The sequence below is a fragment of the Rhizobium sp. 01N447_2 genome (genome assembly GCF_056399245.1).
Genome location: NZ_JBFTQY010000025.1, coordinates 30,278 through 56,576, shown reverse-complemented (window position 1 = coordinate 56,576; position 26,299 = coordinate 30,278). Strand labels below are relative to the sequence as shown.

The window sequence follows — 26,299 nt, the reverse complement described above, 5'->3', positions numbered from 1 at the left end:
TCGATTTAATACACGAGGAGGATCGTGCGGCGATGACTCGTTATCCATGATATATTGTTGCGAATGTGGCTCAATTCGAATTGTATTTATTATGTAATCTTCGCTTGCATTTTTTCGTTCGGCCGGCTGATCATGCGCGAGTGGGACGGCCCATAGGCAGAGTCTGGCGAAATCCGACATGGTTTTGGAGGATCCGATGACCGTCAATGTTCAATTCCGGTTTCGCTGCGGCTTGCCCTCCATGGCGTTCGACAATGTCCGTCTCCGCGGCAGTTGGGACGAACAAGGCCGCCCCTCGAATGATTGGACGTCTCACCCGATGCAGCGCTCTCGTGACGAGGATGGCTATGATGTCTTTGTCATCAGGGTTCCCTTTCCCGATGACGAGATCGGCGCGCATTTTCGCTGGGGGATCGAACTCGATCGACCCGGCGCTTCCGGCCTATGGGCAATCGCCGCCGAAGTGGACGACGAGAATTCGACGCGTCGCGAACGCTCCTTCGATCTCCAGCAGGGGATAGCGCCGCAGACCTATTATCTGACATGGATCGGCCGTCTGGGGGCGAACCGGGTTGAAAGGCGCAACAGTGCAGACGGCATTCGCTTTTCGGTCTGGGCGCCGAATGCCAGGGACGTCTCGCTCGTGCTCGCCGATCCCGCCATTGGCTATATCGCCGATGACGGGACCGGAACGGTCGCAACCATCAGGATGCGCAGGACCGTTGATGGCTTCTGGAGCGTTGAAACCAGCGAGGACCACGGCCTTTCCGACTTCGACAGCATGGTCGGCACGCCCTATATGTACCGCGTCACCAGGGATGATGGATCGCTCGCCTACCGCACCGATATCTGGTCCCTCATGCAGATCGGCGCGGGAGACTTCGATCCCGATGGAGCGATCTATCACGGATCGCCGGCGGCATTGGACGGACCGCAAAGCTGTTCGGTCGTCTGCGACCCGAAGCGGGTGGTGCTCCCGTCCGGGCAGGAGCTTGCCGCCGAGGCGTTCTGGGCCGACGAATTCGCCGGCGGTCGAAAGCTTCCGGATCGGCTCGAGGATCTGGTGATCTATGAACTGCACGTCGGCGCCCTCGGTTTCGGCAAGGCCGCGCCCGGCACGCTTGATGATGCCATCGTCTTCGTCGAGCATCTCTCGGCACTCGGCGTCAACGCCGTGGAATTGCTGCCGATTGCGGAATTCGAGACCCGGGCCAACTGGGGTTACGGCACGTCGCATTTCTTTGCCGCCGACCAGGCGGCCGGCGGCACCGACCGGCTGAAGATGTTCGTCAAGGTCTGCCACCAGCGCGGCATCGCCGTCATCCTCGATGTCTGTTACAACCACTTCGATCCGGATGGCGAGCGGGCGCAATGGGCCTATGATTCCAACGATCACACCCGCAATATCTACTATTGGTACGAGGGACGTCCCGAGGACTATGCCGATCCCAGGGGCGGCTACATCGACAACATTTCGACGGGATGGGCGCCTCGCTTCGATGAGGAAGCCGTGCGACAGCTTTTCATCTCGAGCGCTGCATTCCTCGTCTCCATCTGCCATATCGATGGTTTCCGGCTCGATCAGACAAGTTCGATCCATCAATATCCGGTCCTGCATGCCGATGGCCGGCGCGCCGATCGGGCCGCTGCCTTCGGGGCCAAGTTTCTGAAGCAGTGGACCCGCACGATGCGGCTGATCAAGCCGCAGCTTTTCCTGACGGCCGAGGATTATTCGGACTGGTCGGCGATGACGGAGCCGAGCCTGACCGGCGACGGGCTCGGCTTCGATGCCACCTGGTATGGCGATTTTCATCACAACCTCGTCGAATATCACGGCGGCGCACAGGCGCAGCTGTTGAAGAATGCTGGTTTCGGGGACAAGCGGGCGCTGACCATGTCGTCTCTTGCCGGCGCATTGCAGACGAGCGCGCGATCCAAGGTGGTCTACAACCAGTCGCATGACGATTGCGGCAATCGTGAAGGATCGGCGCGAACCGCGGTTATCGCCGTCAATTTCGCGCCTGTTGTCGGCGAGACCAGGGCGTGGGCAGAGGCGAGGTCCCGATTCGCGGCGGCGATGACGCTGCTATCACCGGGGACGCCGATGTTTTTCATGGGCGAGGAAATCGGCGCACAGAAGCCCTATCGCTACAATGATTTCCTCGAGAACCGGGAGAATATTCTCGGCGAAGCTGATGGCAGCGGGGCAGGGATGATCAGCTGTTATCGCGATCTGATCGCGCTCAGCGTCCATCAGGATGCCATTCGATCCCGCAACATCGCCATTCCCCTGGTTCATGACGAAAATCGGGTGATCGCGTTTCATCGATGGAATGACGGCGAGGATTTCCTCGTCGTGGGGTCGCTGAACGACGCTCCCTTCGAACACGGCTATCGGCTGCACAGCGAACGTCTGGGAGATGATCTCTGGGAGGAGATCTTCAATACCGATGCTCACGCATATGGCGGCTGGAACGTCGGCAACGGCGGCGGAAGAATCAGAGCAACGGCGGGAGTGCTCGATGCCGTGCTGCCGGCATCAGGCGTTCTGGTCTTTCGCAGGCTCTGACGCATACGGAACGGTCAGGCAAAGCCGAGCGGCAGATTTTCCACTTTTCTGTCATTGCCGTAGTCGCGCTCGTGCGGCGAGCGACGACGGCCATCGCGGCGAGCGGAAAGATCGATGCGGTTTTCGGCGAAGATCCCATCGGGCCAGGTGCCGGTGTCATGGCAATCGGCGTCGATCTTGGGGGCAAGGATTTTCAGGATCATCAGGGTTCCTCCACGGCGCACCATCAACACTCGGAAAGGCCGTCTGGTTCCGTTTATAAACCCTGAATTATTAATAAATTAACCATAAGGCTTAAGGACAAGGTGTCGTCGCCGCATCTATCCCGTCATTCTCGCAAGGGGGACATTAAAGCATGTCGCGCAAAAGTGTGCCGCGGTTTTGCGCTAACGACATGCTTAAAAACAAAGACCTAAAGCGCAAGGAGCGAATCTGAAAGATTGCGACGCGCTTTAGTGGATGATTGACGACGAGGACATCGACGCCAGCATCCCCTCGGTCGCCCGGATCAGCCGCGCTGCGCGCGCCATCACCTCGGCTCCGGCCTCCGTCTCGGCAATCGTGGTTGCCATACTGTCCAGTCCGTCCGCCACCTGGATCAGCTTCGGCAGCATATCTGCGCGTCCTACCGCCTCGGTCGATCTGGCGAGCTTACGCAGCGCCTCCGAATAGCTCGATATCAAAGCGAGTTTCTGGTCTGCGGGAATATTGGAGAAGGAGAATTTCTCGGAAGGCGATAGCGGCAATTTCGGCATGGATACGACCTGTTGACCTGCCTGTGAACTCGCATAGGCGTTTTTTGTTCCGAGCTGGGTCATTGTCCCAAGGGCGTGTCGCCTAGCGTTGAAATGGCATTGCAGTGGAACTCCGGACCTGGATGGCCGTTGAGGTGCATGAACACAGGAGGTTTCCATGCAGTTGATCGATACTCGGGTGACACAAGCCGGCGACATCTTCACTGTCGAATTCTTGGGCGAGAGAGGAGAATCGATTTCCGTGAAAATCGACAACTCCCATGGCGAACTCGACGATAAGACGGCGGTCCACCACGCCAAGGTCATGATGGTTCAGCTGACCGCCTTTGCCGGCGGGGAAGCAGACGGCAGCATCAACCGTTACGATGCCTTGAGCAACGGCAATTTCGACGAAGGCAGCAAGGGCTTGATCGGCCAGCCGAGCGCGCGTTCGGCCGGCGACAGGCAAACGCTGGAAGAGGAACTCGATGAAGGCCTCGAGGACAGCTTTCCTGCAAGCGATCCTGTCTCGGCAACGGTATCGTCCATTCCCGCAAACGCGCCACGGCACTGATTGCAACACAATGTTGCAAGAGCCCGCGTGTTCTTAATTCCAAACACAGCCCAAGGCTCCTCCGGTTTCCGCGAGCAGCCTTGGTCTGCATGACAGATTGATGTCAAAACTGAGAAACAGCTGAAAACCTCAGCTGTGTGATTGACATGGGAGCCTTCTAGAGAGGGCACGAGAAGGGAGCGCCCGTGACGCGCTGCCGAGGTCCCGGAGACGCGCCCCATGAAAATCATTCAGATCACCGACACCCATTTCAGTCCCGCCAAGCCGCATTTCAACGGCAACTGGGCGCCGCTTCTGACCTGGATCGAAGAGACCGGCGCAGACCTGATCGTCCATACCGGCGATCTCACCGTCGATGGCGCCGACAAGGACGCGGATATCACCTTCTCGATGGACCTGATGCGTCAGGTGTCGATCCCGATGCTGATCGTCCCCGGCAATCACGATGTCGGCCACCTCAAGGGATCGGACCAGCCCATTAATGCCGAGCGGCTGTCCCGCTGGCGCAGCCTTGCCGGCGACGACCGCTGGCTGGAGGATGCGGCCGGTTGGCGCTTCATCGGATTGAACTCATTGCTTCTCGGTCATGAGGATGACGAGGAGGAGGCGCAGTTCGAATGGCTTCACCAGGCGCTCTCCGACAGGGCAGGGCGGCGCGTGGCGCTGTTCGCGCACAAGCCGCTATTCGTCGATGCACCCGACGAAGGCGATACCGGATATTGGAGCGTTCGCCCGGCCCAGCGCCGGCGGCTCTATGATCTGATCGCGGCTCATGACGTGGCGCTGTTTGCGAGCGGCCATCTCCACTGGGCCTGGCAGGGGCGCTTCGGCAATACCCAACTGATATGGGGTCCGTCGGCCGCCTTCATCATCGACAAGATGGAGCGCGAGATGCCGGGCGAGCGCCTGATCGGCGCGGTCGTCCACGAGTTCGATACTGGTGTCGAAAGCACGATCGTCGCCGTTCCCGGCATGACCGCGCATGTGCTCGACGATGTCGTCCACGAAGTCTACCCCCAGGCGGTCAAGCCGCGGGAACCGGTCGAATGAGCGCGCTCTCGCTTCGCGGCATCACCAAAGCGTTCGGCGGCAACCAGATCCTCAATGGCGTCAGCCTGGATGTCGCCGCCGGTGAATTCATCGCGCTGGTCGGCCCTTCCGGCTGCGGCAAGAGCACGCTGTTGCGCGTCCTTGCCGGCCTCGACCACGCCGACCAAGGCGAGATCCTGATCGGCGGGCTGGATATGTCCGGCGTTGCGGCCGCCGACCGCAACATCGCCATGGTCTTTCAGTCCTACGCGCTTTATCCGCATCTGACGGCCTCTGAGAATATCGCCGTGCCCTTGGCGATGCGCCGGCTGTCGAGGATGCAGCGGCTGCCCTTCATTGGGTCGTTGATGCCGGGCCAGCGCGCCACCCGCAGGGCGATCGCCCGCGATGTCAGGGATATGGCGACGTCGCTGAAGATCGATCACCTGCTCGACCGCAAGCCCGGCCAGATGTCGGGCGGCCAGCGTCAGCGCGTGGCGCTGGCCCGCGCCATGGTGCGCCAGCCGAGCATTTTCCTGATGGACGAACCACTCTCCAATCTCGATGCCAACCTGCGCGTTCACGCCCGCGGCGAGATCGTCGACCTGCATCGCCGCGCCGGCGTGCCGACGCTCTATGTCACCCACGACCAGGCGGAAGCGCTGTCCATGGCCGACCGTGTCGCCGTGATGATGGGCGGAAAGTTGCTGCAGATCGCCAGCCCCGAGGTCATCTACGACGATCCCGCCCATATCGAAGTCGCCCGCTTCATCGGCCAGCCGCGCATCAATCTGCTGCCGGCCTTTGCCGAAGGCGGCGTCATTCTCTGCGGCGGCCTGCGCCTGACGCTTGAAAATGCACCCGACAGGAAGACGCCGGTCACGCTCGCCATCCGTCCGGAATTCGTCTTTCTTTCCAAGAGCCGGCATGACGGCCTTGCTGCCCGGATCGAACGCGTCGAATTCCTGGGCTCCGAGGTCATCCTCCATTGCCGGCTCGAGGCGATCGGCCAGACTATCGTCGCCAAGGTTCAACCCTCCGAAGCCTCCGGCCTTGCGGCCGGCGATCCGGTCGGGCTGCGGCTTTCGCCCGGCCGCACGCTGATCTTTGCCGAGGACGGCAGCCGGCTGGCCGGCAGCGTTGCAACAGGCGATGCCGGGCTGATTGCGGGCGACTCTCAACGGGAGAGGGCGCATGGCTAGCATCGCCTCCCTGGCCGTGCCGTACGATGCCGCCGTTGCGCATCGGCGCAGCGAAGCCCGCCTCGCCTGGATGCTGGCGATGCCGGCGATGATCCTGCTGTTTCTCTTCGTGCTTTTGCCGGTTGCATCAGTCATCGTGCTCGGCTTTACCGATTTCGAACTCGGCTACGGCAAGTTTCGTTTCGTCGGCTTCGAGAATTACGCGCACCTGATCACCGACCGGACGTTTCGCAAGTCGCTCTGGAATACGACGGTCTATACGGCGATCGTCGCACCCATTTCGATCCTTCTCGGCCTTGGCATCGCCATGCTGATCGAGAGCGAGACTAAGGCGCGCAGCTTCTTCCGTACCGCCTATTTCCTGCCGGTCGCCTCGCTGATCGTCGCCATGGCGACCGTCTGGCAATATATGTTCCACCCCACAATCGGCCCGATCAATGCGCTGCTGGCCCTCGTCGGACTTCCCGGTCCGAACTGGCTGGGCAGCTCCGGCACCGTGCTTTACAGCCTCTCGATCATCGGCGTCTGGCAATCGGCCGGCTTCAACATGGTGCTGTTCCTGGCCGGGCTGACGGCGATCCCGCGCGAGCTTTACGCCGCAGCCGAAGTGGATGGGGCCAGATCCTCTCTCGACCGCTTCCTGCTCGTCACCTGGCCGATGCTCGGGCCGACGACGCTCTTCGTCATCACCATCAGCATCACCAATTCAGTCAAGGTCTTCGAAACGGTGAAGACGCTGACCGAGGGCGGCCCGAACAAGGCGTCGGAAGTTCTGCTCTTCACGATCTACCAGGAAGGCTTCGTCTATCTGCGCGTCGGATATGCCTCGGCGATGACGGTGGTCTTTTTGCTGATCCTGGTGGTGCTGATGTTCCTGCAGTACCGCGTCCTCGATCGCCGGGTGCATTACACATGATGACGAGCGCTCTTTCCCTCGGCAGGATCATCCGCCTGTCTCTGCTTTCCCTCGGCGCAATCATCTTCCTGTCGCCCTACGTCTTCATGATCTCGACGGCCGGCAAGGCCCAAAGCGACATATTCACATCGTCGCTGTCGCTGATCCCGGCGCACCTCACCTATGTCGAAAATTTCACCAAGGCCTTGAGCCGGGTGCCGATGGCGCAGCTGTTGTGGAATGGTGTCGTCGTCTGCGGGCTGATCTTCTTCTTCCAGGTGCTGGTGGCGATCCCTTGCGCCTACGCCATGGCGAAGCTGCGCTTCGGCGCCGCCCGCGCCATGATGGTGCTGGTGATGCTCGGGCTTCTGGTGCCGATCCATGCGACCGCGCTGCCGCTGTATGTCGCCTTCGACCGCGCCGCGCTGCTCAACGGCTATGCCGCCCTTGTCGCGCCCTTCACCATTTCGGTCTTCGCGATCTTCATGTTCCTGCAGTTCTTCCGCGCCATGCCTGATGATCTGATCCATGCCGCGCGCCTCGACGGCATGTCGGAACTCGGCATCGTCGCCCGCGTCATCGTGCCGAATGCCTGGCCGGCGGTTACCGCCTTCGCCATCTTCTCGGTCGTCGCCCATTGGAACGATCTCTACTGGCCGCTGATCGTCATCAGCAAGCAGGACTATGCCACACCGCCGCTTGGTCTGATGTATTTCCGCGCCGCTGAGGCCGGCGACGACTACGGCGCGCTGATGGCGGCGACCCTCATCATTACCCTTCCCCTCGTCATCGCCTTCCTGCTCGCGCAGAAGCGTTTCGTCGAGGGCATCACCATGACCGGTCTCAAAGGCTGACCGGTTTCAACCCAGGAGAACGAGCGATGAAACATATCACCCAGCTTCTCGCCGCAGCGGCCGTATCGATGGCAATCGCGCTTCCGGCGCATGCCGAAACGACGCTGACGGTTCATTACCCGATGCCGGGCTTCTTCAAGGACGTGATGGACACGATCTCGAAGAAGTTCATGGCAGAAAACCCCGACATCAAGATCCAGTTCGCCAGCCCCTCGGCGACCTATGAAGAAGGCATCCAGACGATCCTTCGCCAGGTCGGCACCAGCGAAATGCCCGATATCACCTTCATCGGCCTCAATCGCCTGCGCATGCTCAATGAGCGCGACGTCGCCGTCGACCTCGGTCCGCTCGTCCAGAAGGACGGCAACATGGCCGAGCAGGGCTTTTCCGACACGATCCTCAAGCTCGCCCAGGTCAAGGGCAAGCAAGTGGGCCTCGCTTTCGCGACCTCCAACCCGATCATGTATTACAACGCCGATCTCGTGAAGGCGGCCGGCGGCGACCCTGAAAACCCGCCGAAGACCTGGGATGAGGTCATCGCGCTCGGCGGCAAGATCAAGGCGCTCGGCAATGGCGTCGATGGCATCGATTTCCGCTGGCAGGGTGACGACTGGATGTTTTCGGCACTGCTCTTCGGCGCCGGCGGCAAGATGCTGAGCGATGACGAAAGCAAGGTCGCCTTCAACGGTCCGGAAGGCCAGAAGGCCGTCGAGGTCCTGCATCGCCTGGTCACCGAAGGCGGCATGCCCGTCTTCACCAAGGCCGCCGGCGAACAGGCTTTCGCAGCCGGCAAGGTCGGTTTCGAGTTCCAGACAACAGGCGCGCTGCGCAACACGATCAAGAATGTCGGCAACAAGTTCGATCTGCGCACCGCCAAGATCCCGCTGATCGATCCGGCGAACGGACATCTGCCGACCGGAGGCAACGCCGTCGTCATCCTGACGCATGACGCCGCCAAGCAGGATGCCGCCTGGAAGTTCGCCAAATTCGCCGCCGGTCCCTATGGCGCTTCCGTCGTCGTGCCCGGCACCGGCTATGTCCCGAACAACGAGCTGGCCGCGAAATCGGCCGATTATCTCGGCGACTTCTACAAGCAGAACCCGCTGTTCCAGGCAGGCCTCAGCCAGATGCCGGAGATGATCCCGTGGTATGCCTTCCCCGGCTCGAACGGCGTCAAGGTCACGCAGACGATCGTCGACAATCTCTCGCGCGTCGTCGACCAGTCGGCCGAACCGAAGGAAGCGCTCGACGACGCAGCCGCTGACGTCGCGGACATGCTGCCGCGCAGCTAAGCGCCTCATCAGGCCAATAGGTTCGGGGCCGCCACGCCGTACGCGCGGCGGCCCCGCTGTTTCTGGCAAGCTTCTCAGATGGTGCGCACCGTGCCGCCACGACGCAGCGTATAGGCGACGTCGAGATGGCGGGCGGGGGCGGCATTCTCGGCCATGTCGAGAAGCAGCGAGGCAGCGGTCGCGCCCATGCTGGCATCCGGCATTTCGATAGTCGTCAGCGGCGGATCGATCAGCCTGCCGATGGCGATGCCGTCGAAGCCGGCGACCGAAACATCCCCAGGCACCGACAGCCCCTCGCGCTTCAGTGCACCGATGACGCCGAGCGCCAGAAGATCGTTGGAGGCGATGATCGCCGTCGGTGCAAGCGCGCTCATCGTGACGCCAATATCGAGCTGGTCATAGCCGCTGACAAAGGGGATCTGCACGGCATCGAGGGGTGTCAGCCCGTTCTCGGCCATGGCATCGAGATAACCACGGTAGCGAAGGTGAGCGCGGTCGGAGGCGGCGAAATTGCCGGAGAGAAACAGAATGCGGCGATGGCCCATGCTGATCAGGAAGGTCGTGATCTCGCGGCCGGCGCCGCGGTTATCGGCGGTGACGGCCGCCGGAAACTGCGCTGTCGGTAGGTTGTTGAGCAGCACGGTCGGTGGGAGCTTCGCAAGCAGCGCCTTGCTGGTCGAGGGATCGCAGACGGTGAGGATCAGCCCGGTCGGCCGGTCGTTCAAGAGTGCGGCGACGGCATCGGCCTCGCGCGCCGGATCGTAATTCGACTGGGCGATCAAGACGCCATGGCCGGCCACCAGCATGCGGTTCTGGATACTCGACAGCGACGAGGCAAAGACCGGATTGGTGATGCTCGGGATCAGCACGCCGACCACGGGCCTGCGCCCGAGCCGCCCGGCAGAGTGATAACCGAGTTCGGCGGCCGCGCGGCGCACCTTGCGCACCATAAGATCGCTGGCCGGTCCGTTGCGGTTGAGAACGCGGCTTGCGGTCGCCAGCGAGCATCCTGCCCGGAATGCGACCTGCTCCAATGTCGCCATCGAAAGCGCCTCCTGGTGACAGCATCGAGGCGCCATCCTTTAGGCGGGTTAGATGACAATGGTCTGACACCCAGACCATGATGCCGAAAAGTGTGAGCGGTTTTCGGACGACATCATGCGCTACTCTTTAATTGAGAACAGGATTCAGATTTTAGGCCGACCGGGCCTGAAATCATCCTGTTCTAGGCAGAGCTATCTACTTCTTATTCATTACAAACATGGAAGTTGATGGGAAATGCAACCTGTGGAATAGTCGGATTGACGCCATCTGCCCTCTTCATTCTCATCACCTGGACAAGAATGTCTCACAAGAAAATGGAATGCTCCACGGCGTGGTGGTTTCTTGCGGCTGTCTCGCTTGTCGCAAACTTCACGTCGCCAGCTTATGCTGACGGTCCGTCCGTGTCTTGGCCACAAACGCAAAGCGACATCCAAGCCGAGTCCGATGTACATTTTGGCACGCTCGCCAACGGTATGCGGTTTGCGATCATGCGCAATGTCACGCCGCCCGGACAGGCAGCGATCCGCTTTCGCATTGGCTCCGGTTCGTTCGATGAAAACGACGACCAGCAGGGTCTGGCGCATGTTCTCGAGCACATGGCCTTCAAGGGTTCGACACATGTCGCCGAAGGGGAGATGATCCGTATCTTGCAGCGCAAGGGCTTGGCCTTTGGACCGGACACCAACGCTCATACCTCTTATGACGAGACCGTCTATGCACTCGATCTGCCCGAGGTCGATGCAGACACAATTTCGACGGGCCTGATGCTGATGCGAGAGACGGCGAGCGAGCTGACCCTCGATGCCAGCGCCTTTGATCGCGAACGCGGCGTCATCCTGTCGGAGGAGCGGCTGCGCGACACGCCGCAATATCGCGCGTCACTCGGAATCATGAATTCGCTGCTCGCCGGCCAGCGCGCGACCATGCGCGCGCCGATCGGTAAAGCCGACATCATCAGCAATGCGCCCGTGGACCTCGTCCGTGATTATTACCGGGCCAATTACCGACCCGATCGGGCAACGCTGATAGTGGTGGGCGATATCGACCCCGCCGCCATGGAAGTCGAAATCCGGCAGCGCTTCGGCGACTGGAAGGCCGTGGGTCCGGCGCCGACAAAAGCGGATCTCGGCGCGCTTGTGACGAAGGGCGAAAGCGCCGAGGTCATCGTCGTTCCCGGCGGCATGACCAGCATACAGATCGCCTGGACGCGTCCCTATGACGCCGCGCCTGACACCTTCGCCAAGCGCCGCGCTGGGCTTATAGAGGATCTCGGTTTTCTGGTGCTCAAACGTCGGGTGAGCGCCATCGCCAGCAAGGCGGATGTCCCTTTCATCAGTGCGGACGTCGGCTCCCAGGATCTCCTGGATTCCGCCCATGTCGTCCTGATCGCGGCGAATTCGGAGCCGGACAAATGGCAGGCGGCGCTCACGGCCATTGACCAGGAACAGCGCCGGATCCAGGAGTTCGGCGTTGCGCAGGCGGAGATCGATCGCGAAATCCGCGAATATCGCTCGGCCCTGCAGGCTGCTGCGGCCGGAGCCGCGACGCGGATGACCACCGACATTGCTTCCATGCTGGCTCGCAGCGTCGATGACGACCAAGTCTTCACCTCGCCCGCCGAAGACCTCTCGATGTTCGAGACGATGACGAACGGCGTCACGGCGGACGAGGTCAATCGGGCCTTGCAGCGTGCTTTCTCCGGCAACGGTCCGCAGGTCGCGCTACAGGCGGACCAATCACCTGAGGGCGGAGCCGACACGGTTCGGCAAGTCTATGACGCTTCAAATGCCATTGCCGTCTCGGCACCATCCAGTGCAACTGACGTCGCCTGGCCCTACACCCATTTCGGCGAACCGGGCGCTGTGGTCGAACGCCGTGCGGTTGAAGATCTCGGCTTGACCATGGTGCGCTTTTCCAACGGCATACGGCTTACCGTCAAGCCAACCAGGCTGCGTGCCAACGAAGTGCTGGTGCGCGAAGATATCGGCCGGGGTCGGCTGGATCTGCCGCACGACCGTTCCGCCGCGATCTGGGCATCTCCGGCCGTCGTGCTGTCTGGCGTAAAAGCCATGGATTACCAGGATATACAGAAAGCGCTGACGGCCAACATTGTCGGCGTCGACTTCTCGGTCGGCGACAGTTCCTTCAGGTTCGACGGTCGTACACGAACTGAAGATCTTGCGACGCAGCTGCAACTGATGAGCGCATACACCTCCGATCCCGCCTATCGCCCCGAGGCGTTCAAGCGTGTGCAGCAGGCCTATTTGAGCGGCTTCGATCAGTACGACGCGTCGCCCGGCGGCGTTTTCAGCCGCGATTTCGCAGGTCTTGTGCATTCCGGCGACCCGCGCTGGACCTTCCCCGATCGCGCGCAGTTGTCCGCCGCCAAGCCAGACGAATTCGAGGCGCTGTTCCGGCCCATGGTTTCCAATGGCCCGATCGACATCACCATCGTCGGCGACGTAACCGTGGACGACGTAATCCGGCTAACGGCTGAAACCTTTGGCGCTTTGCCGCCGCGCCCGGAGACGGCGTCGAGCAACGATCGGGACGACGTGCATTTTCCGGCAACGACCGAGAAACCCGTTTTGCAGACCCATAGCGGTAGGGCCGATAATGCCGCTGCCGCCGTAGGGGCCTCCATCGGCGATTTGCTCTCCGATCTGCCGCGGTCCTTCACCGCCAATATTGCCACCCAGATTTTCCAAAACAGGTTGATCGACCAGTTTCGCATTGCAGAAGGAGCAAGCTATGCCCTGCAGGGCGATGTTGAACTTTCAAGGGAAGTTCCCGGCTACGGCTACGCATATTTCTACGTCGAGACCGACCCGGCAAAGGTTGCGCGCTTCTATGCACTTGTCGACGAGACCGCCAATGATCTGCGGTCGCATGACGTTTCCGAAGACGAGCTCGCGCGCGCCCGGGAACCCATCGTCGAGACATTGAAGCATCAGCAACAGAGTAACGAATATTGGATCGCATATCTGCACCACGCCCAAGAGGACTCGCGTCGTTTGGACCGGATACGCGATAGTCTCAGCGGCTACGGCAAGGTCACCGCCGGGGATATCCGCGCGTTTGCCACGGCCTATTTCAGCCCCGAAAAATTCTGGAAATTCGAAGTGCTGCCGGTGGCGGTACGATAGGTGGTGAGCACCGCTTAGGACCGGCGTTTGACCACGCGCATGTTCATCTCCGACCGAAGCGCGAAGCCGTGTGTCTTGTAAAGCGAAATGGCGGATGTGTTCGCCGCATAGGCATGCAGATAGGCCGTGTCGCCGCGGGATGCGATCTCGCCGGCAACGAAACGGAAGAGCAGGGTGCCGAGGCCGCGTCCCTGGAAATCGGGATGGGTGCAAAGGCCGCTGAGCTCGATGAAGCCTGTTTGCCGCATCCGCTGCCCGGCCATCGCCACCAGGCGGCCTTCACTCTTGATACCCCAGAAGCTGCCGAGGCTCTGGGCTCGCAACGTGAACGGCCCGGGTTTGGTCAGTGTCGCCAATGACAGCATGTCGGCGGCATCGGCCTCGGTGAGCGGCTGGATGCGGGAATCCGAAAGCCTCTCATGGGGCCGCTCGGCTACCATCTGGACCAGCGATGCTTCCGTGACAATGGCAAGACCCGGTGGAATGGCGATCGGACCTGATTCGACGAGGATCATGCTCTCCGCCTGCGAAGGCAGGTTCTCCAGGGCGTCGAGGCTCTCCGGCGTGTCGTCGGCGGACGCCGCGAAGGGTACGATGGAGACTGGGTATCGCCGCGCGGACTTGCCGCCTTCGGCAAGATCGGCATGCGCGGTCTCCAATGCGCTCCAGATCGGCCGGTCGAGGATATGTTTCATGGTGTTTCCTCCTTGACAGGGCTACGGCGCGCAAGCGGCGCCACCGCAAGCCCGTCCTCGATGGCGGCCAGCTGTTCGAGGATCGGTCCGTCGAGATCGCCGCAGAGATCGGCAACGGCGGCGGCGATGCGCGGCCAGATCACCTTCTTTGAATGATCGATGAGGTCCTGTCCCTTGTCGGTCAGCGAGACCAGTCTGCGACGCTGATCGTCCGGTGCCGGCTGCATGTCGACGTAACCGAGTTCGAGAAGCTGGCCGATGGTCCGGGTTGCGCCGGGCTGGGTGATGCCCACCGCCTGCGCGAGCTCGCCAATCGTCAGCGGTCCGGCCCGGTCGATCGCCGCAAGGAATGGATATTGGCCCGCCTGGATGCTGAGACCGGCCTCGTCGATGACCTGCTGCGTATCGGCCTGCAGCCTCTCTCCGATGCGCCGCAGCCGGCTGCCCATGCACAGAAATCCCAGCGTTCGGACCACATCCTCGACCATGCCGATCTCCATTTGTATGGGATGTTATATAACATGTTATGCATTAAATGGCAATTCTTCTGCGGAAAGGGCCGGCAGATGAAACCGGGGGAAGGGCGGCACGAGCAAATGTCTCGATCAGCCCCGCCACTTCCTAGCCGTCAGAAACACCGCCAGCACGCAGCTGAGCAGGCCAAGGGACAATGGCAAACCCTGATGTCCGATCAGTTGCATCGCCAGTCCTGTTGCCGGCGAGCCGACGATGCCGCCGATACCCCATACCAAGGCGAAGGCCGCATTGCCAGCGATCAAGGCTTGGCCGGTGAACCGCTCGCCAAGCTGGATCAGCGACAGGGTGTAGATCCCGAACGAGACCCCGCCCCAGACGAAAACCAGTGGCCAGATAAGCCACGTGGCGAAGACCGGCCGCAGCAGCAGGCAACAGGCCAGGCAAGCCAAGACGCAGAATAACATCGTCCGCGTCGAGCCGAGCCGTTCGGCGATGCGCCCGAGCAAAATCTGCAGCACGGCATTGCCGGCGATGAAGCAGGTGATGAGCGAGGCGATGTGCTCTTCGGCGCTGCCGAGCGCTGCGCCATAGACCGCGAACAGGGAAAGCAGGATCTGCTCGAAGGCGGCAGCCGTGAAAACCGCAAACAACAGCAGCGGCGCCAGTGGGAAGAAACTGCCGACCGATGTTGCCTCGCCTTCATCAGGCATGCCGGGCAGACGAGGGGCGACGGCAAGCACGATCAGGCCGCAGAAAAGGAAGGCCGTCATACCAATCATGAAGGGCGGCCAACCCTCGGCGCCGGTAAGGCCGAGCGACAGTGGGCCGATGGCGAACCCACCCGAAACGATCGATGAATAGAGGCCCATGATACGGCCCCGGCGTGACGCCGGCGTGAGCGAGATCAGCCAGGTCTCGCTGATCACGTAAAGCGGATTGGCGAAGAAGCCGAGCAGGAAGCGCAGCAGCATCCAGGCCCATACGTCCTGCATCCAGGCAATTGCAAATAGGGTGAGGGCGGCCAGGATCGAACACAGGATCGCAAGCCGCCCTCCGCCGACACGCCGCGAAAGCACCGGAATGAACGACGCTGATATAATGAAACCCAGCGGCGTCATCGCCGCCGACAAGCCGATCAGGCCCGATGTCGTTCCCTGCCGCTCTAGGATGAAACTCAGCAGCGGATAGGTCAGCCCCTGTGCCACGGCGAACACCGTGACGGTCGCGATGATACCCACCATTGCTGCCCAGGGGATCCGATCCACGCGCGGTGATGTGATGCTTTCGGCAGTCATGCAGATGTCCTCGTCAGACCGTATGGTTGAAGGTCCGGGTGAGCCTCAACGTCAAGGAGGATGAATTCTGCAGGAGGCGGGGAGCGTCGTACTTAAGTTTTTCCAAAAAGTTCTCAAAAACGTCCAAAGGGACTAAACAGGTCAGCATCAAATTTTGCCCCGACCGCAAGCCATCACCACCAAAATTCCGCCGGACATCATCAGGATCATCTGGAATGACCGCTTCACCTTCCTTTCTCGGCCTTCCCGCTCACCTTGCCGATGGGCGTTCGCCCCGTGTGGTGATCTTCGCAGCCGCTTACGGCAGCACCTATCCCGGCAAGGACAGCAGCGGCTACGCCCTGGCCGCTCATGCGATCCGCGCTGCGAGCCAGGACGATGCCGGGCTCGTCGAGCACTGGGATTTCGATCTCGGCGGCCCGCTGTTCGGTGGCGGGCCGGTCTCCTGCATCGACGCCGGCGACATTCCAACCACCCTGCATGACAATGCCGGCAACCGTGCCCGGATCGAGGCGAAGACGCGCGATGTCCTGTCAATGCCCGCCGTACCGATCCTAGTCGGCGGCGATTGTTCCGTGACCATTCCCTTCCTCGCCGGCTTTGCGGATCACGGGCCGGTCTGGATCCTGCAGATCGACGCCCATATCGACTGGCGCGACGAGGTGCATGGCGAGCGCCACGGCTATTCAAGTCCGATGCGTCGGGCGAGCGAGATGCCGCATGTCGCCGGCATGGTGCAAGTCGGTCTTCGTGGTGTCGGCAGCGCGCGCGCTACCGACATCGAGGCGGCTCGGCACTATGGTAGCCGCTTTGTGACCGCTCGCGAGGTTCACGCCGAGGGCGTCGAAGCCGCCCTCCAGCATATTCCGGAAGGAGCCCAGGTCGTCGTCACCCTCGATTGCGACAGCATCGATCCCAGCATCATGCCGGGCGTGGCGGCGCGTTCTCCTGGCGGTCTCACCTACACTGAGGTGATCGACCTGATCGCTGGCCTCGGCAGGCGGGCGAGGATTGTGGGATTCGACCTTGTCGAGCTCTATCCTCCCGCCGACATAGACGGCCTGTCGGCCCTGACCGCCGCGCGCATTCTCGTCAATGCGGTCGGCGCCATCGTCCGGCAAGATTGAAAGCCTGCTTCCTCTGGCAGCAAGCAGTGCGTGGTGCGGTGCGTTCTCGCTTGTAGGCAACCTTGCCCAGGCGAGGCTCCGTCCCGGCCAGTAGCCACCCCTCGATGCCACGCGGCCTAAGCGGACGAACAGTTCCATCCAAGCTTTAAAGACTCTAGGATGCGCCCTATGCAGAGATCGCGCTTTGCCTTTGGTCCGTTCGTGCTTGATCCGGCTGCGGGAACGCTTCTTCGGAACGATGATCCCGTTGCCGTTGGCCACCGCGGGATAAAGCTGCTTGCAGCACTCGTCGCGCGGCCCGGCGAAATCCTCGGGAAGGCCGAGTTGATGGATGCGGCCTGGCCGGGCAGGATCGTCGAGGAAGGCAACCTCACCGTCCAGATCGCGCAGCTGCGCAAGCTGCTCGGTCCGGCCGGCGACGGCGGCGAATGGATCTCCACGGTGCCGCGCGTCGGCTACCGCTTCACAGGGGCCATCAATCAGCTCGGCGGCGTGAAGCGAAAAGCTTTGCCGCTGCCCGACAAACCATCGATATCAGTGCTGCCCTTCGTCAATATCAGCAACGATCCCGAACAGGAATCCTTCGCCGATGGGCTGACCGAAGACCTGATCACAGACCTCTCCAGGATACCGGGCCTGTTCGTCATCGCCCGCAACTCGGCCTTCGCCTACAAGGGGAAAGCGAGGGATGTACGCGAGATCGCCGAGGAACTCGGCGTGCGCTACCTGCTGCAGGGCAGCGCAAGACGCGTCGAGGCGCGCGTGCGCATCAACGCTCAGCTGGTCGATGCGGCAAGTGGCGATCATCTATGGGCGGAACGCTTCGATCGCAGCCTGGACGATATCTTTGTTGTTCAGGATGAGGTGACGGCCAAGATCATCGAGGCGCTGCTCGGCCGGCTGCGCGCACTGCCGCCGCGAAACCGGCCCAAAAATCTCGAGGCTTATGATCTCTGCGTGCGGGCGCGCAGGCTGATGGATGACACGCCGCAGGCGGCGCGGGAAGCGCATCTGATGCTGACGCGCGCGATTTCGCTCGATCCCGACTATGCCGAGGCCTATCGCTGGCTTGCCATGAACCACTGGATGGGAGAGGTGCATTCAGCCGGACCAACGCAACCCACCCGAAGCCTTGCTTTGGAGCTGGCGCGCAAGGCGGTCGCGATCGACCCCAACGACGCCGGCTGTCGCTGGGTCCTGGCTTACCTGCTCGCCTATGAGCGCAGCTTTGCCGAGGCGGATGCGGGATTCACCAAGGCGATCGAGCTTGACCCGAACGAGGCCGACACCTTTGCGGCATTATCCGACATCACGGTCCTGGCTGGGCGGGTCGGGGAGGGCCTTGAACACATCGCAAAGGCCTTCCGGCTGAACCCGTTTCCGGCAAGTTGGTACTATCTGACGCTCGGCCAGGCGCAATATGCCGCCGGCCAATACGCAGCCGCTGTCGAGACGTTGCGCAGCGACGAGACCTATCGCACGAGCTCACGCCGTTTCCTGGCGGCAAGCCTTGCCCAGCTCGGCCGGCTCGACGAGGCGCGCGCCGAGGTCGAACTGTTCCTCGTTGCCAACCCGCGTTTTTCAACCCGCCACTGGGCTGCGACCGAGCCATTCCGCGATGCTCGGACGCTTGCGCATTTCGTCGATGGCTACCGCAAGGCCGGTCTTCCCGAGTAGCACCGGCACGCCTCAAAGACGGCGGGCCGGTCGTCTCCCGCGTCATCGATACCGGAAGACCTGCCCGCGGAGGCTCTGCATCGTCGCAGAGCCTCCGCGGATATGATAAGATCAGGATGCATTGACCACGGGAGGGGAAAATGCGCCGAGTCCTTCTGTCTCTGATCCTTTGCGCGCAGTCCGTATCCATGTCGGCGGCGTCTGGGCATGTCGTCTTCCACACCGCTTCGTTCGGCGGCAGCCGCTCGGTCAGTCTCGGTCTGGCCGGGGGCGGGCCCGCCCGCGATCCCGCCTTTGATTTCGACGTCGTCATCACACTCTCGGAATTCGACGGTGGCGGGACAGTGATCTATCGGGACGGAGGAAGACACGAGGCGAGCGTGCGCTGCGTTTCGCCCGCCATGGTGCGGATCAATTCCGCCGACTATACGGTTGACGTGTCGGCGCGGTCGGGAACCGACTGGAAGCATGATCTCTGGGCAGCGCTCTGCACCGCTCCAGTTTCCTGAGCGGCATCTCGGCCTTGATTGATCGAGGGCATCAGGCCTTCCGGGGACGAACCTCCATGAACACGTATGGCGCGCCGGTTCCCGAGGGGACCGCATACACAGCATAGGACGCCTGCGGATCGTCGCCCATTCCCAAGGACCCAGGTGGCATGCCCGGCACGGCCAGCCCTCGGACTGGCGGCCGCTCCTGCAACAGGCGTCGGACGGCCTCGAGCGGCACGTGTCCCTCGAGGTAGTATTTCTCGATGACGGCGGTGTGGCATCCCTGCACGTCGGCGGGCACGCCCAACCGCGCCTTGAGCGCTGCAAGGTCGTCGGTGTCGCGGGCGTCGACCGAAAATCCCGCTGCCGCCATTGCCTTCGACCATTCATGACAGCAGCCGCAGCTGGGATCCTTGTAGACCGTCATCTTCGCCGGCGCGGCGGCGTGTACCCCTCTGCCAAAGAACGCCAGGGCGGATGCCGCCATTGTAATGAAGCTTCTCCTGTACATCGTCTCCACTCCTTGATGTCCTGCCGCCCGGATCGGGGCCGGGCGGCAGGAGCCCACTATTTTACTTCAGTGACGGTCAGCTTGCCATTCACGCGTTCGGCGACGAACTCGATGTTCGAGCCTTCCTTCAGTCTTTCGAGCAGAGCCGAGTCTTCGACCCGGAAGACCATTGTCATCGCAGGCATGTCGAGGTTCTTCAGATCCTCATGCTTGATGGTGACCTTCTTCGCCTTGGCGTCTACCTTGTTGACGACACCCTTGGTGAATTCCTGGGCGAAAGCACCGAAGGCCGCGCTGGCAGAGAGCAGGGCGGCTAGGCTGATTTTGATTGTGGCAGTTTTCACGTTCGTGGCTCCTTTTTTGCGGATTATTTCCCAGCGACGGTGACGTCGCCGTGCATGCCGGCTTCGTAGTGGCCCGGGATCAGGCAGGCGAACTTGAACTCGCCGTCGGTGGTGAACTTCCAGACGATCTCGCCGGATTGACCGGCCGGAAGGCGGATGGAATTGGCATCGGCATGTTCCATCTCGGGGAACTTCTCCATGACCTTCTTATGCTCCAGAATCTTGTCCTCCTGATCGAGCACAAATTCGTGGTCGACGGTTCCGGCATTCTTGATCGCGATCTTGACTGTCTGCCCCTTGCGGACAGTGAAGACGGCAGGGGTGAATATCATCCTCCCATCTTCGGTTTCCTTCATCGTGACGCGGACCGTCTGCGTCGCCTTGGCCTTGTCGCCGGGTTCTCCAACAGCCATTTTTTCACCGTGGCCGCCGGCGTGATTGCCGGAAGCTAGGGCAGGGGTTGCGAGGGCGAACAGCGCCAGTGCCATTACAAAGTTCTTCATGCGTAGATCCTTTTTGACGTGGGAGTTTAGGCCTCAGCCGTTTGTCGGCTTCGGCGTGATTTGCGTCTTCGCGTCTTTGGTCCTGGTCGCGTCCGGTAGTTCGCCGATCCACTCCCAGGCCTGTGTTCCCGGTGGGTTTTCGTACCAGCCGGGATCGGAGTAGTCGTCCGCCGAGATGCCCTCGCGGACCTTCACGACCGAGAACATGCCGCCCATTTCGATCGGACCATGCAGCCCCCAGCCGGTCATCATGGGAACCGTGTTCTCGGGGATGGGCATTTCCATTTCGCCCATGTCGGCCATGCCTTTGGTTCCCATGGGCATGTATTCCGGCTGCAGCTTCCTGATCTTCTCGGCGACCTTCGACTTGTCCGCACCGATGAAGGTCGGGATGTCGTGACCCATGGCGTTCATCGTATGGTGCGACTTGTGGCAGTGGATCGCCCAGTCGCCGAGGTACTTGGCATCGAACTCGTAGGCACGCATCGCGCCGACCGGGATGTCGATGCTCACCTCCGGCCACCGCGCTTCCGGCCGCACCCAGCCGCCGTCGGTACATGTCACTTCGAAATCGTAGCCGTGCATGTGGATCGGATGGTTCGTCATGGTGAGGTTGCCGACTCGCACCCGCACCCTGTCGTTCCTGGAAACGACGAGCGGGCTGATGTCCGGAAACACGCGGCTGTTCCAGCACCACATGTTGAAGTCGGTCATCTCCATGATCCGCGGCACATAGGAGCCGGGATCGATGTCGTAGGCGTTGAGCAGGAAGACAAAGTCGCGGTCGACGCGCATGAACGTCGGATCCTTGGGATGGACGACGAAGAAGCCCATCATGCCCATGGCCATCTGCACCATCTCGTCGGAATGCGGGTGGTACATGAAAGTGCCGGATTTCACGAGGTCGAACTCGTAGACGTAGGTCTTGCCGACCGGAATGTGCGGCTGCGTCAGCCCGCCGACGCCGTCCATGCCCGATGGCACGAGCATCCCGTGCCAGTGGATCGTGGTGTGCTCCGGCAGCTTGTTCGTCACGAAGATGCGGACGCGGTCGCCTTCGACCGCCTCGATGGTCGGCCCCGGCGACTGTCCGTTGTAGCCCCAGAGATAGGCGGTCATGCCGTCTGCCATCTCGCGCTCGACTGGTTCGGCGACGAGGTGAAACTCCTTGACGCCGTTGTTCATCCTGTGGGGCAGGGTCCAGCCATTGAGGGTGACCACCGGCTGATAGTCCGGACCGGAGGCCGGGTGGAGTGGCGGCTGCATGTCCGCCGATTCCATTGTCGGTGCGTCGGGCAGGCCCATCGCCGACGTCTTCGTCCAGGCGGCTGCGGTGAGCAGAGTGGCGCTGGCTCCAAAAAGTTGTCGTCTGTTGAACATGGTGTGTCCTTTCTCAATGACCGCCGCCAGCGCTGCTTTCGGAAGCAGCGGCGACCTCGGTCTCTGCCGACGCCTTCGTCGCGCCGCCGCCGTAGATCGCAGGCGCCAGGTTGGCTTCGGCCAGCCAGAAGTCGCGCTTTGCGTTGACGGAGAGCAGGATGGAGTTGATCTTGTCACGGGTGTCGGTGAGCAGCTCGAAGGTGTTCGAGATCATGCCGTTGTAGGTCAGCAGGGATTCTTCCTCGACCTTGGTGCGCAGCGGTACGACGTCGTTGCGGTAGTGCCGCGCGATATCGTAGTTCGAGCGGTAGGCTTCGTATGCCGATCTCGCCTCCGACCGGACATTGACGGCCTTCTCCGCCAGCAGATTCGCCGCCCGCATGTATGCCACTTCAGCCTTGCGCATCCGGGCCTTGCCCGTATCGAAGATCGGGATTGCGAACTCCAGTTCGACCTGAGCGGTCGTCCTGGTCTTCTTCTCGTCGTCCTCGATTTCCTGTTCCGTTTCGAAGCCCGTCAGGATTTCGAGGTCGGTGACATAGCGCGTTGCTTCGGTCAGGCCATACGATCTGGCAGTGGCTTCGAGTTCGAGCTTTGCGACCTGGAGGTCTATCCGATTTCGGAGTGCTTCGGCCTCGATGGTGTCTCGCCTGACGACGGACTTGGGTAGCGGGGGCAGGCCGTTGGGAACCTGGTAGTCCAGGTCGGTGCCCCAGAGGCCCATCAGCCGCGTCAACTCCTCCTTGGCGAGACGGGCCGCCAGCCGGGCCTTCGCTGTCTCTCCGGCGAGTTCAGCAACGAACACATGTTCGCGGGCCTGGGCGCCCTTGGTCATCGCACCGGTCTCGCCCAGCTTCTCCGCGAGCTCGGAAGCGGCGTCCGCCGCCTCCTGCGCGCGCTGCAGCTGCCCGACGTTCTCCCAGGCCGCGACCGCGCCGATCCAGGCCCGCCGGGTGTCGGCGGCGACCTGAAGCGTCTTCACGGCCGCGGTCAGTTGCGACTGCCGAAAGCGAGTGTCGGCGATCGCGATATCCCTGTTCCTCGTGGCGAGCGCCAGGATGTTCGTCGTGATCATTCCCTCGATCGTCTTGAACGCCCCCAGCTCCGGCGTCCCCATGCCGGTCGTGCCGATGGAGACGGTCGGGTTGAGGAACATCGTCGACTGCCAGGCGTCAGCGGCGCTGTCGCCAAGATCGGCGTAGGCGGACTGCAGACCCTTGTTGTTGAGCAGCGCGATCTGGACGGATGTTTCGACGTCGAGGGTCTTCCTTCGCGCGAGCAGACTTCTCACCTGCGCGGCCGCCGACCGGGCTTGGTTCTGGTTCTGGATCCAGACGGTCTCTTTCGCCGTGACAGTGGCGGTCTTGTTGAAAACGGCGGTGAAGCCCGCTTCCTTGCTGGAATAGTCGGCGTCCGTGGCGCAGCCGCTCAACACCAGCGGGAATATCAGCGCCACCATTGTTCTTCTAGGCTCGATCATGAGGCGTCTCCATTCGCTGGAGACTGCAGATCGTTCAGTCTACGCCATGGCTTGGGGTCGACGGGCTGCCTGGTGACGTAGCCCGAGATCGGCGACCGGTATGCGGCCGGGCGCGCGGACGGCTGTTCGACCGCTGCGGGGGACGCCACCACGTCGGGAGGAAGCGTGGATGCGCAGCTGCCGACAAGAAGCGGCAGCCCCACCACGAAGAGCGAGGGTTTCATTATGAAATTTCCGAATAAGAGATAGCCTACGGTGCGCCCGCCCGAATGCGGGGCAGGCGACCGACTGGACCCGATCGAGCGGGCGCGTCTCTATTCAGATATTGGGGGGACGGTGGAGAGGCGGAAGTTCCCCAAGGGTCGTCCGGTCGTCAATAAATTCCCGGATGGAATTCACGATGGGTCCGCCGACGTCGGGACCTTCACAAATGATGCCAAGCCCGCCGCAGAAATCCTTGCAGCATTCCTGCTTGACCAGCTTCGATACGCCATCGGCATCATTGGAGGTGTCGCCATGCGAATGGTCGTGACGGGCCGTCTGCGCCGTGTCGTGGCCCTCGTGGGACGGTGTCAGGTCCGAGGCGACGACGTCCAGCTTGGGAAACGAGGAGCCGTGCATCGCGGCGTTGGCATTCGACAGCGAGTACCCCGCCAGTGATACGATGATCACCAGCCGCATCATCAGGAGCAGCTTGCTCAATATGATTCGGTACATCTTGCCCATGCCCAACGAGCTACATGCAAAGCAGCTCGATTTCAATTGCCGACCTCTTTGTCCTCGATGTTCGGGTCCTTTATGTGGCGAACATCACGCAAGGCAGCCGGAATTGGTTCGATCGGAAGGTGAGGAGAGGGGCGAGGGCGGTGACGATATTGCCGATGCAGTCGGGGCCGGCGCTGGTTTCCAGTCAGCGAGGAGGCGCTCCAACATCCGTCCCTTTGGCCACTTTACAGATTGTCGGCTGACCGCTTCCGGCGCGGCAGCAGCATCCGGTCGACCGTCTCGTCACGGACGACGAGCGTGTGCCAGATCGCCGCGGCGAGATGCAGCGCGACCATCGCCAGGATGATCCTCGACCCGACAACGTGGTACGGCGCAATCCCGAACCAGAAGTAGCTCGCGACGAATCCCATGCAGGCCTGTCCGATGATTGCGGCGTAGAAGGCGTGATGAAGCGTCGCGGCGGCTCGCCCGGTCCATGTGCCGGGCGCGCCGGTCTCGGGCGGGTGAAGGACACGAAGAACCAGGCGTACGCCCATCAACAGGCCGATCGCCATTCCCGCATAGTTGTGGAGCTGGTGTTGGAAGACGTCCGAAGGCGATGGCATCATCCCCATGTGGACGGCGTGGTGGATTCTCCCGATGCTGCCACCCGTCAGATACTGGACTGGCACCATGAGGGCGATCAGCCAGTGAAGCCCTATCTGGGCCAGCGAATAGCCACCTTTCATCAATCCTCTCCCAGCGAGAGCCGCAGACTAATCGGCGGCGGTTAACGCTTCCTGATCGGGCCGTTGCCAAGCCGCCACAGAAGGCTGCGCATAGCGCGCCGAGAGCTGCCGCAAGATGGCGGTGTGATCGGAGAGAGTGTTCGCCCTTTTGCTGCCCAGATGAGAACGGATATCGGTAAGCAAGCGGCATGATCTTGGATTCGGAACGCAGCTTTATGGGACGGACCATATTCGTGAACATATTCGGACTGCTCGCCGTCGTGGAAGCTGTGCTGATCACGGCAGTCCCCTTGCCGGCAGCCGAGGATGTCGTGGCTCTTCGGCAGGCGGACATGAAGGCCATGGCCGCGGCGGCAAAGACGATCTCCGGCATGTTCAAGGATCCGACGAGCTACAAGGCTGCCGAGTTCAGGTGGGCTGCCGACACGATCCGCGAAAGGTCGGGCATCGTTCTCTCAGGACACTTCGCGTCCGAGACCGCCAATCTGCAGTCGAAGGCCGGGCCGAACATCCTTAACGAGCGCGACCGGTTCGACCGTATCGCCAACGACCTGCGCGACTACGCCGTCGCACTGGATGCCGCCGCGCAGAAGAACCCCGGGCCGATGACTGCCAGCATGCGCATGAAGCCCGGAGAGGCCATGGGCGGCGGTCCTTTCGGTACTCACGTCCGCAACGAGCAGGAACTGCTGGCAATGCCGGCGGAACACGCGTTCCACCTCATGCTCCAGACCTGCACGACCTGCCACGCCAAATTCAGGATGGAATAAGGGCGATCATGCGGGACCGGGAATTGCTCGCCTTGTTCAAGCGTCCGACCTTTCAAGCACGCCTCATGCGCTTCAAACAGCCATGTTCGACGCTGCCGACATCACTTCCCGAGGGGCAGGACCGCCGAACATATGGCGGCCATCCTCCTCGACTTCCGTGAAACACCAGCGCACGACGCCATCCCGATCGAGCAGGAATTCGCCGACGAGTTGGCCGTGGCCGGTGGCGTTCATCTGCTTGTCATCCTCGGTAAATTCATAGCCATCCGCCTTGTCGAGGAATTCCATCGCTGCCATCAGGTCCATGGGCGCTGGAAGCTCGCCCGGCATGTCGATGCGCATCGACGTCACCGCATCCATGCTGATCTTGTGCGGCCAGTCATTCTCGGCCTCGGTGAACTGAAGATTCGGCAGGCCGAAGGCCCTGTGCGATACCCGTTCCGGGTCCGAGGCCGCCAGCAGATTGGGAAGCGGATGGTAGCGGAAATAGAGACGGGCACGCTCGATCGGCGTGTTGACGACGGTCAGGCTGTCGATGCCTTTCTCCTGCAATGCGTCGGTGAGTTCCGCCATGGCGGCAATTTGCCGGCGACAGAACGGGCAATGCAATCCGCGAAACAACCCGACGAGCACCGGCTTCTGGCCGCGAAAATCGTCGATGGCGACCTTGCCCTGGCGCGTGATCGCATCCAGCACCACGTTCGGCGCGCGATCTCCCGGCTGCAATGGTCTTGCGGCGTGGTTCTCCTGCATGTT

At 61.8% G+C, this 26,299-nt stretch carries 27 protein-coding genes; 12 read left to right on the top strand and 15 right to left on the bottom strand.

Annotated elements, in window-relative coordinates; all coding sequences use genetic code 11:
* Positions 1 to 196: 196 nt before the first annotated feature.
* Positions 197 to 2,569 carry an alpha-amylase family glycosyl hydrolase gene (locus tag AC1ECN_RS18805; RefSeq protein WP_130672592.1) on the top strand — a complete coding sequence of 791 codons (2,373 nt, stop codon included), beginning with the start codon at positions 197 to 199 and terminating at the stop codon, positions 2,567 to 2,569.
* Between the two features lie 14 nt (positions 2,570 to 2,583).
* On the opposite strand, the gene AC1ECN_RS18800 is transcribed toward AC1ECN_RS18805, so the two are convergent.
* Positions 2,584 to 2,772, bottom strand: coding sequence for a hypothetical protein (locus tag AC1ECN_RS18800; RefSeq protein ID WP_003539671.1), 189 nt, complete (start codon positions 2,770 to 2,772; stop codon positions 2,584 to 2,586).
* A gap of 249 nt (positions 2,773 to 3,021) precedes the next feature.
* Positions 3,022 to 3,324 (bottom strand): hypothetical protein, encoded by a 303-nt coding sequence (locus AC1ECN_RS18795; RefSeq protein WP_024321997.1) that lies wholly within the window; start codon positions 3,322 to 3,324, stop codon positions 3,022 to 3,024.
* A 157-nt stretch (positions 3,325 to 3,481) separates the two neighbouring features.
* Between AC1ECN_RS18795 and AC1ECN_RS18790 the strand changes: the two genes are divergently transcribed.
* The 6 genes from AC1ECN_RS18790 (at position 3,482) to AC1ECN_RS18765 (ending at position 9,149) form a co-directional block, all read left to right on the top strand.
* Positions 3,482 to 3,877, top strand: a complete 396-nt coding sequence (locus AC1ECN_RS18790; RefSeq protein WP_130661591.1) for a hypothetical protein — start codon at positions 3,482 to 3,484, stop codon at positions 3,875 to 3,877.
* A 219-nt stretch (positions 3,878 to 4,096) separates the two neighbouring features.
* On the top strand, positions 4,097 to 4,927 hold the full coding sequence (locus tag AC1ECN_RS18785; protein WP_130661592.1) for a metallophosphoesterase family protein: 831 nt from the start codon (positions 4,097 to 4,099) through the stop codon (positions 4,925 to 4,927).
* A complete protein-coding gene (locus AC1ECN_RS18780; RefSeq protein ID WP_064249934.1) occupies positions 4,924 to 6,108 on the top strand; it encodes an ABC transporter ATP-binding protein in 1,185 nt (394 codons plus the stop codon). Before AC1ECN_RS18785 ends, AC1ECN_RS18780 begins: the two co-directional genes overlap by 4 nt.
* A complete protein-coding gene (locus tag AC1ECN_RS18775) occupies positions 6,101 to 7,024 on the top strand; it encodes a carbohydrate ABC transporter permease (protein ID WP_130661593.1) in 924 nt (307 codons plus the stop codon). Before AC1ECN_RS18780 ends, AC1ECN_RS18775 begins: the two co-directional genes overlap by 8 nt.
* The gene (locus tag AC1ECN_RS18770; RefSeq protein ID WP_130672593.1) at positions 7,021 to 7,857 is read left to right on the top strand and encodes a carbohydrate ABC transporter permease; all 837 of its coding nucleotides are present in this window, start codon (positions 7,021 to 7,023) and stop codon (positions 7,855 to 7,857) included. Before AC1ECN_RS18775 ends, AC1ECN_RS18770 begins: the two co-directional genes overlap by 4 nt.
* Before the next feature lie 26 nt (positions 7,858 to 7,883).
* The gene (locus AC1ECN_RS18765; protein ID WP_130661595.1) at positions 7,884 to 9,149 is read left to right on the top strand and encodes an ABC transporter substrate-binding protein; all 1,266 of its coding nucleotides are present in this window, start codon (positions 7,884 to 7,886) and stop codon (positions 9,147 to 9,149) included.
* Positions 9,150 to 9,223: 74 nt separating this feature from the next.
* On the opposite strand, the gene AC1ECN_RS18760 is transcribed toward AC1ECN_RS18765, so the two are convergent.
* Positions 9,224 to 10,192 (bottom strand): substrate-binding domain-containing protein, encoded by a 969-nt coding sequence (locus AC1ECN_RS18760; RefSeq protein WP_130661596.1) that lies wholly within the window; start codon positions 10,190 to 10,192, stop codon positions 9,224 to 9,226.
* 228 nt (positions 10,193 to 10,420) lie between these two features.
* On the opposite strand from AC1ECN_RS18760, the gene AC1ECN_RS18755 reads away from it, so the two are divergent.
* Positions 10,421 to 13,339, top strand: a complete 2,919-nt coding sequence (locus tag AC1ECN_RS18755; protein WP_165406132.1) for a M16 family metallopeptidase — start codon at positions 10,421 to 10,423, stop codon at positions 13,337 to 13,339.
* A gap of 14 nt (positions 13,340 to 13,353) precedes the next feature.
* Here AC1ECN_RS18755 and AC1ECN_RS18750 read toward each other — a convergent pair whose 3' ends face one another.
* The 3 genes from AC1ECN_RS18750 to AC1ECN_RS18740 all read right to left on the bottom strand — a co-directional run bounded on the left by AC1ECN_RS18750 (position 13,354) and on the right by AC1ECN_RS18740 (position 15,806).
* Positions 13,354 to 14,034: a GNAT family N-acetyltransferase gene (locus AC1ECN_RS18750; protein WP_130672595.1), complete on the bottom strand. Its 681-nt coding sequence runs from the start codon at positions 14,032 to 14,034 to the stop codon at positions 13,354 to 13,356.
* Entirely contained in the window at positions 14,031 to 14,522 is a 492-nt protein-coding gene (locus tag AC1ECN_RS18745; protein WP_130672596.1) for a MarR family winged helix-turn-helix transcriptional regulator, read from the bottom strand. Before AC1ECN_RS18745 ends, AC1ECN_RS18750 begins: the two co-directional genes overlap by 4 nt.
* A 117-nt stretch (positions 14,523 to 14,639) precedes the next feature.
* A complete protein-coding gene (locus tag AC1ECN_RS18740) occupies positions 14,640 to 15,806 on the bottom strand; it encodes an MFS transporter (RefSeq protein ID WP_130672597.1) in 1,167 nt (388 codons plus the stop codon).
* Between the two features lie 215 nt (positions 15,807 to 16,021).
* Here AC1ECN_RS18740 and AC1ECN_RS18735 point away from each other — a divergent pair, with 215 nt between their 5' ends.
* From AC1ECN_RS18735 to AC1ECN_RS18725, 3 genes are all read left to right on the top strand, one after another.
* Positions 16,022 to 16,933 (top strand): agmatinase, encoded by a 912-nt coding sequence (locus tag AC1ECN_RS18735; protein ID WP_130672598.1) that lies wholly within the window; start codon positions 16,022 to 16,024, stop codon positions 16,931 to 16,933.
* A 168-nt stretch (positions 16,934 to 17,101) separates the two neighbouring features.
* Complete coding sequence (locus tag AC1ECN_RS18730) at positions 17,102 to 18,610, top strand: winged helix-turn-helix domain-containing tetratricopeptide repeat protein (protein WP_130747510.1); 1,509 nt, start codon at positions 17,102 to 17,104, stop codon at positions 18,608 to 18,610.
* A 140-nt stretch (positions 18,611 to 18,750) separates the two neighbouring features.
* On the top strand, positions 18,751 to 19,119 hold the full coding sequence (locus AC1ECN_RS18725) for a hypothetical protein (RefSeq protein ID WP_130661599.1): 369 nt from the start codon (positions 18,751 to 18,753) through the stop codon (positions 19,117 to 19,119).
* A gap of 31 nt (positions 19,120 to 19,150) precedes the next feature.
* Here AC1ECN_RS18725 and AC1ECN_RS18720 read toward each other — a convergent pair whose 3' ends face one another.
* The 8 genes from AC1ECN_RS18720 to AC1ECN_RS18685 form a co-directional block, all read right to left on the bottom strand.
* The gene (locus AC1ECN_RS18720; RefSeq protein ID WP_130661600.1) at positions 19,151 to 19,612 is read right to left on the bottom strand and encodes a DUF411 domain-containing protein; all 462 of its coding nucleotides are present in this window, start codon (positions 19,610 to 19,612) and stop codon (positions 19,151 to 19,153) included.
* A gap of 56 nt (positions 19,613 to 19,668) precedes the next feature.
* Positions 19,669 to 19,956, bottom strand: coding sequence for a copper-binding protein (locus tag AC1ECN_RS18715; protein WP_130661601.1), 288 nt, complete (start codon positions 19,954 to 19,956; stop codon positions 19,669 to 19,671).
* A gap of 23 nt (positions 19,957 to 19,979) precedes the next feature.
* The gene (locus AC1ECN_RS18710) at positions 19,980 to 20,459 is read right to left on the bottom strand and encodes a cupredoxin domain-containing protein (protein WP_130661602.1); all 480 of its coding nucleotides are present in this window, start codon (positions 20,457 to 20,459) and stop codon (positions 19,980 to 19,982) included.
* A gap of 33 nt (positions 20,460 to 20,492) precedes the next feature.
* Positions 20,493 to 21,839: a multicopper oxidase family protein gene (locus AC1ECN_RS18705; protein ID WP_130672599.1), complete on the bottom strand. Its 1,347-nt coding sequence runs from the start codon at positions 21,837 to 21,839 to the stop codon at positions 20,493 to 20,495.
* 13 nt (positions 21,840 to 21,852) lie between these two features.
* The gene (locus AC1ECN_RS18700) at positions 21,853 to 23,319 is read right to left on the bottom strand and encodes a TolC family protein (RefSeq protein ID WP_130672600.1); all 1,467 of its coding nucleotides are present in this window, start codon (positions 23,317 to 23,319) and stop codon (positions 21,853 to 21,855) included.
* Positions 23,316 to 23,543, bottom strand: a complete 228-nt coding sequence (locus tag AC1ECN_RS18695) for a hypothetical protein (protein ID WP_018069534.1) — start codon at positions 23,541 to 23,543, stop codon at positions 23,316 to 23,318. Before AC1ECN_RS18695 ends, AC1ECN_RS18700 begins: the two co-directional genes overlap by 4 nt.
* Before the next feature lie 94 nt (positions 23,544 to 23,637).
* Entirely contained in the window at positions 23,638 to 24,045 is a 408-nt protein-coding gene (locus AC1ECN_RS18690) for a hypothetical protein (protein WP_018069533.1), read from the bottom strand.
* 224 nt (positions 24,046 to 24,269) lie between these two features.
* Complete coding sequence (locus AC1ECN_RS18685; protein ID WP_018069532.1) at positions 24,270 to 24,773, bottom strand: cytochrome b; 504 nt, start codon at positions 24,771 to 24,773, stop codon at positions 24,270 to 24,272.
* 215 nt (positions 24,774 to 24,988) lie between these two features.
* Here AC1ECN_RS18685 and AC1ECN_RS18680 point away from each other — a divergent pair, with 215 nt between their 5' ends.
* Positions 24,989 to 25,543: a cytochrome c gene (locus AC1ECN_RS18680; RefSeq protein ID WP_026170699.1), complete on the top strand. Its 555-nt coding sequence runs from the start codon at positions 24,989 to 24,991 to the stop codon at positions 25,541 to 25,543.
* 72 nt (positions 25,544 to 25,615) lie between these two features.
* Here AC1ECN_RS18680 and AC1ECN_RS18675 read toward each other — a convergent pair whose 3' ends face one another.
* Positions 25,616 to 26,296 carry a peroxiredoxin-like family protein gene (locus tag AC1ECN_RS18675; RefSeq protein ID WP_018069530.1) on the bottom strand — a complete coding sequence of 227 codons (681 nt, stop codon included), beginning with the start codon at positions 26,294 to 26,296 and terminating at the stop codon, positions 25,616 to 25,618.
* Positions 26,297 to 26,299 lie beyond the last annotated feature (3 nt).

Coding starts and splice junctions, on each gene's coding strand:
- AC1ECN_RS18805 (WP_130672592.1), top strand. CDS start 197: ATGACCGTCAATGTTCAATTCCGGTTTCGCTGCGGCTTGCCCTCCATG.
- AC1ECN_RS18800 (WP_003539671.1), bottom strand. CDS start 2,772: ATGATCCTGAAAATCCTTGCCCCCAAGATCGACGCCGATTGCCATGAC.
- AC1ECN_RS18795 (WP_024321997.1), bottom strand. CDS start 3,324: ATGCCGAAATTGCCGCTATCGCCTTCCGAGAAATTCTCCTTCTCCAAT.
- AC1ECN_RS18790 (WP_130661591.1), top strand. CDS start 3,482: ATGCAGTTGATCGATACTCGGGTGACACAAGCCGGCGACATCTTCACT.
- AC1ECN_RS18785 (WP_130661592.1), top strand. CDS start 4,097: ATGAAAATCATTCAGATCACCGACACCCATTTCAGTCCCGCCAAGCCG.
- AC1ECN_RS18780 (WP_064249934.1), top strand. CDS start 4,924: ATGAGCGCGCTCTCGCTTCGCGGCATCACCAAAGCGTTCGGCGGCAAC.
- AC1ECN_RS18775 (WP_130661593.1), top strand. CDS start 6,101: ATGGCTAGCATCGCCTCCCTGGCCGTGCCGTACGATGCCGCCGTTGCG.
- AC1ECN_RS18770 (WP_130672593.1), top strand. CDS start 7,021: ATGATGACGAGCGCTCTTTCCCTCGGCAGGATCATCCGCCTGTCTCTG.
- AC1ECN_RS18765 (WP_130661595.1), top strand. CDS start 7,884: ATGAAACATATCACCCAGCTTCTCGCCGCAGCGGCCGTATCGATGGCA.
- AC1ECN_RS18760 (WP_130661596.1), bottom strand. CDS start 10,192: ATGGCGACATTGGAGCAGGTCGCATTCCGGGCAGGATGCTCGCTGGCG.
- AC1ECN_RS18755 (WP_165406132.1), top strand. CDS start 10,421: ATGGGAAATGCAACCTGTGGAATAGTCGGATTGACGCCATCTGCCCTC.
- AC1ECN_RS18750 (WP_130672595.1), bottom strand. CDS start 14,034: ATGAAACATATCCTCGACCGGCCGATCTGGAGCGCATTGGAGACCGCG.
- AC1ECN_RS18745 (WP_130672596.1), bottom strand. CDS start 14,522: ATGGTCGAGGATGTGGTCCGAACGCTGGGATTTCTGTGCATGGGCAGC.
- AC1ECN_RS18740 (WP_130672597.1), bottom strand. CDS start 15,806: ATGACTGCCGAAAGCATCACATCACCGCGCGTGGATCGGATCCCCTGG.
- AC1ECN_RS18735 (WP_130672598.1), top strand. CDS start 16,022: ATGACCGCTTCACCTTCCTTTCTCGGCCTTCCCGCTCACCTTGCCGAT.
- AC1ECN_RS18730 (WP_130747510.1), top strand. CDS start 17,102: ATGCAGAGATCGCGCTTTGCCTTTGGTCCGTTCGTGCTTGATCCGGCT.
- AC1ECN_RS18725 (WP_130661599.1), top strand. CDS start 18,751: ATGCGCCGAGTCCTTCTGTCTCTGATCCTTTGCGCGCAGTCCGTATCC.
- AC1ECN_RS18720 (WP_130661600.1), bottom strand. CDS start 19,612: ATGTACAGGAGAAGCTTCATTACAATGGCGGCATCCGCCCTGGCGTTC.
- AC1ECN_RS18710 (WP_130661602.1), bottom strand. CDS start 20,459: ATGAAGAACTTTGTAATGGCACTGGCGCTGTTCGCCCTCGCAACCCCT.
- AC1ECN_RS18705 (WP_130672599.1), bottom strand. CDS start 21,839: ATGTTCAACAGACGACAACTTTTTGGAGCCAGCGCCACTCTGCTCACC.
- AC1ECN_RS18700 (WP_130672600.1), bottom strand. CDS start 23,319: ATGATCGAGCCTAGAAGAACAATGGTGGCGCTGATATTCCCGCTGGTG.
- AC1ECN_RS18695 (WP_018069534.1), bottom strand. CDS start 23,543: ATGAAACCCTCGCTCTTCGTGGTGGGGCTGCCGCTTCTTGTCGGCAGC.
- AC1ECN_RS18690 (WP_018069533.1), bottom strand. CDS start 24,045: ATGGGCAAGATGTACCGAATCATATTGAGCAAGCTGCTCCTGATGATG.
- AC1ECN_RS18685 (WP_018069532.1), bottom strand. CDS start 24,773: ATGAAAGGTGGCTATTCGCTGGCCCAGATAGGGCTTCACTGGCTGATC.
- AC1ECN_RS18680 (WP_026170699.1), top strand. CDS start 24,989: ATGGGACGGACCATATTCGTGAACATATTCGGACTGCTCGCCGTCGTG.
- AC1ECN_RS18675 (WP_018069530.1), bottom strand. CDS start 26,296: ATGCAGGAGAACCACGCCGCAAGACCATTGCAGCCGGGAGATCGCGCG.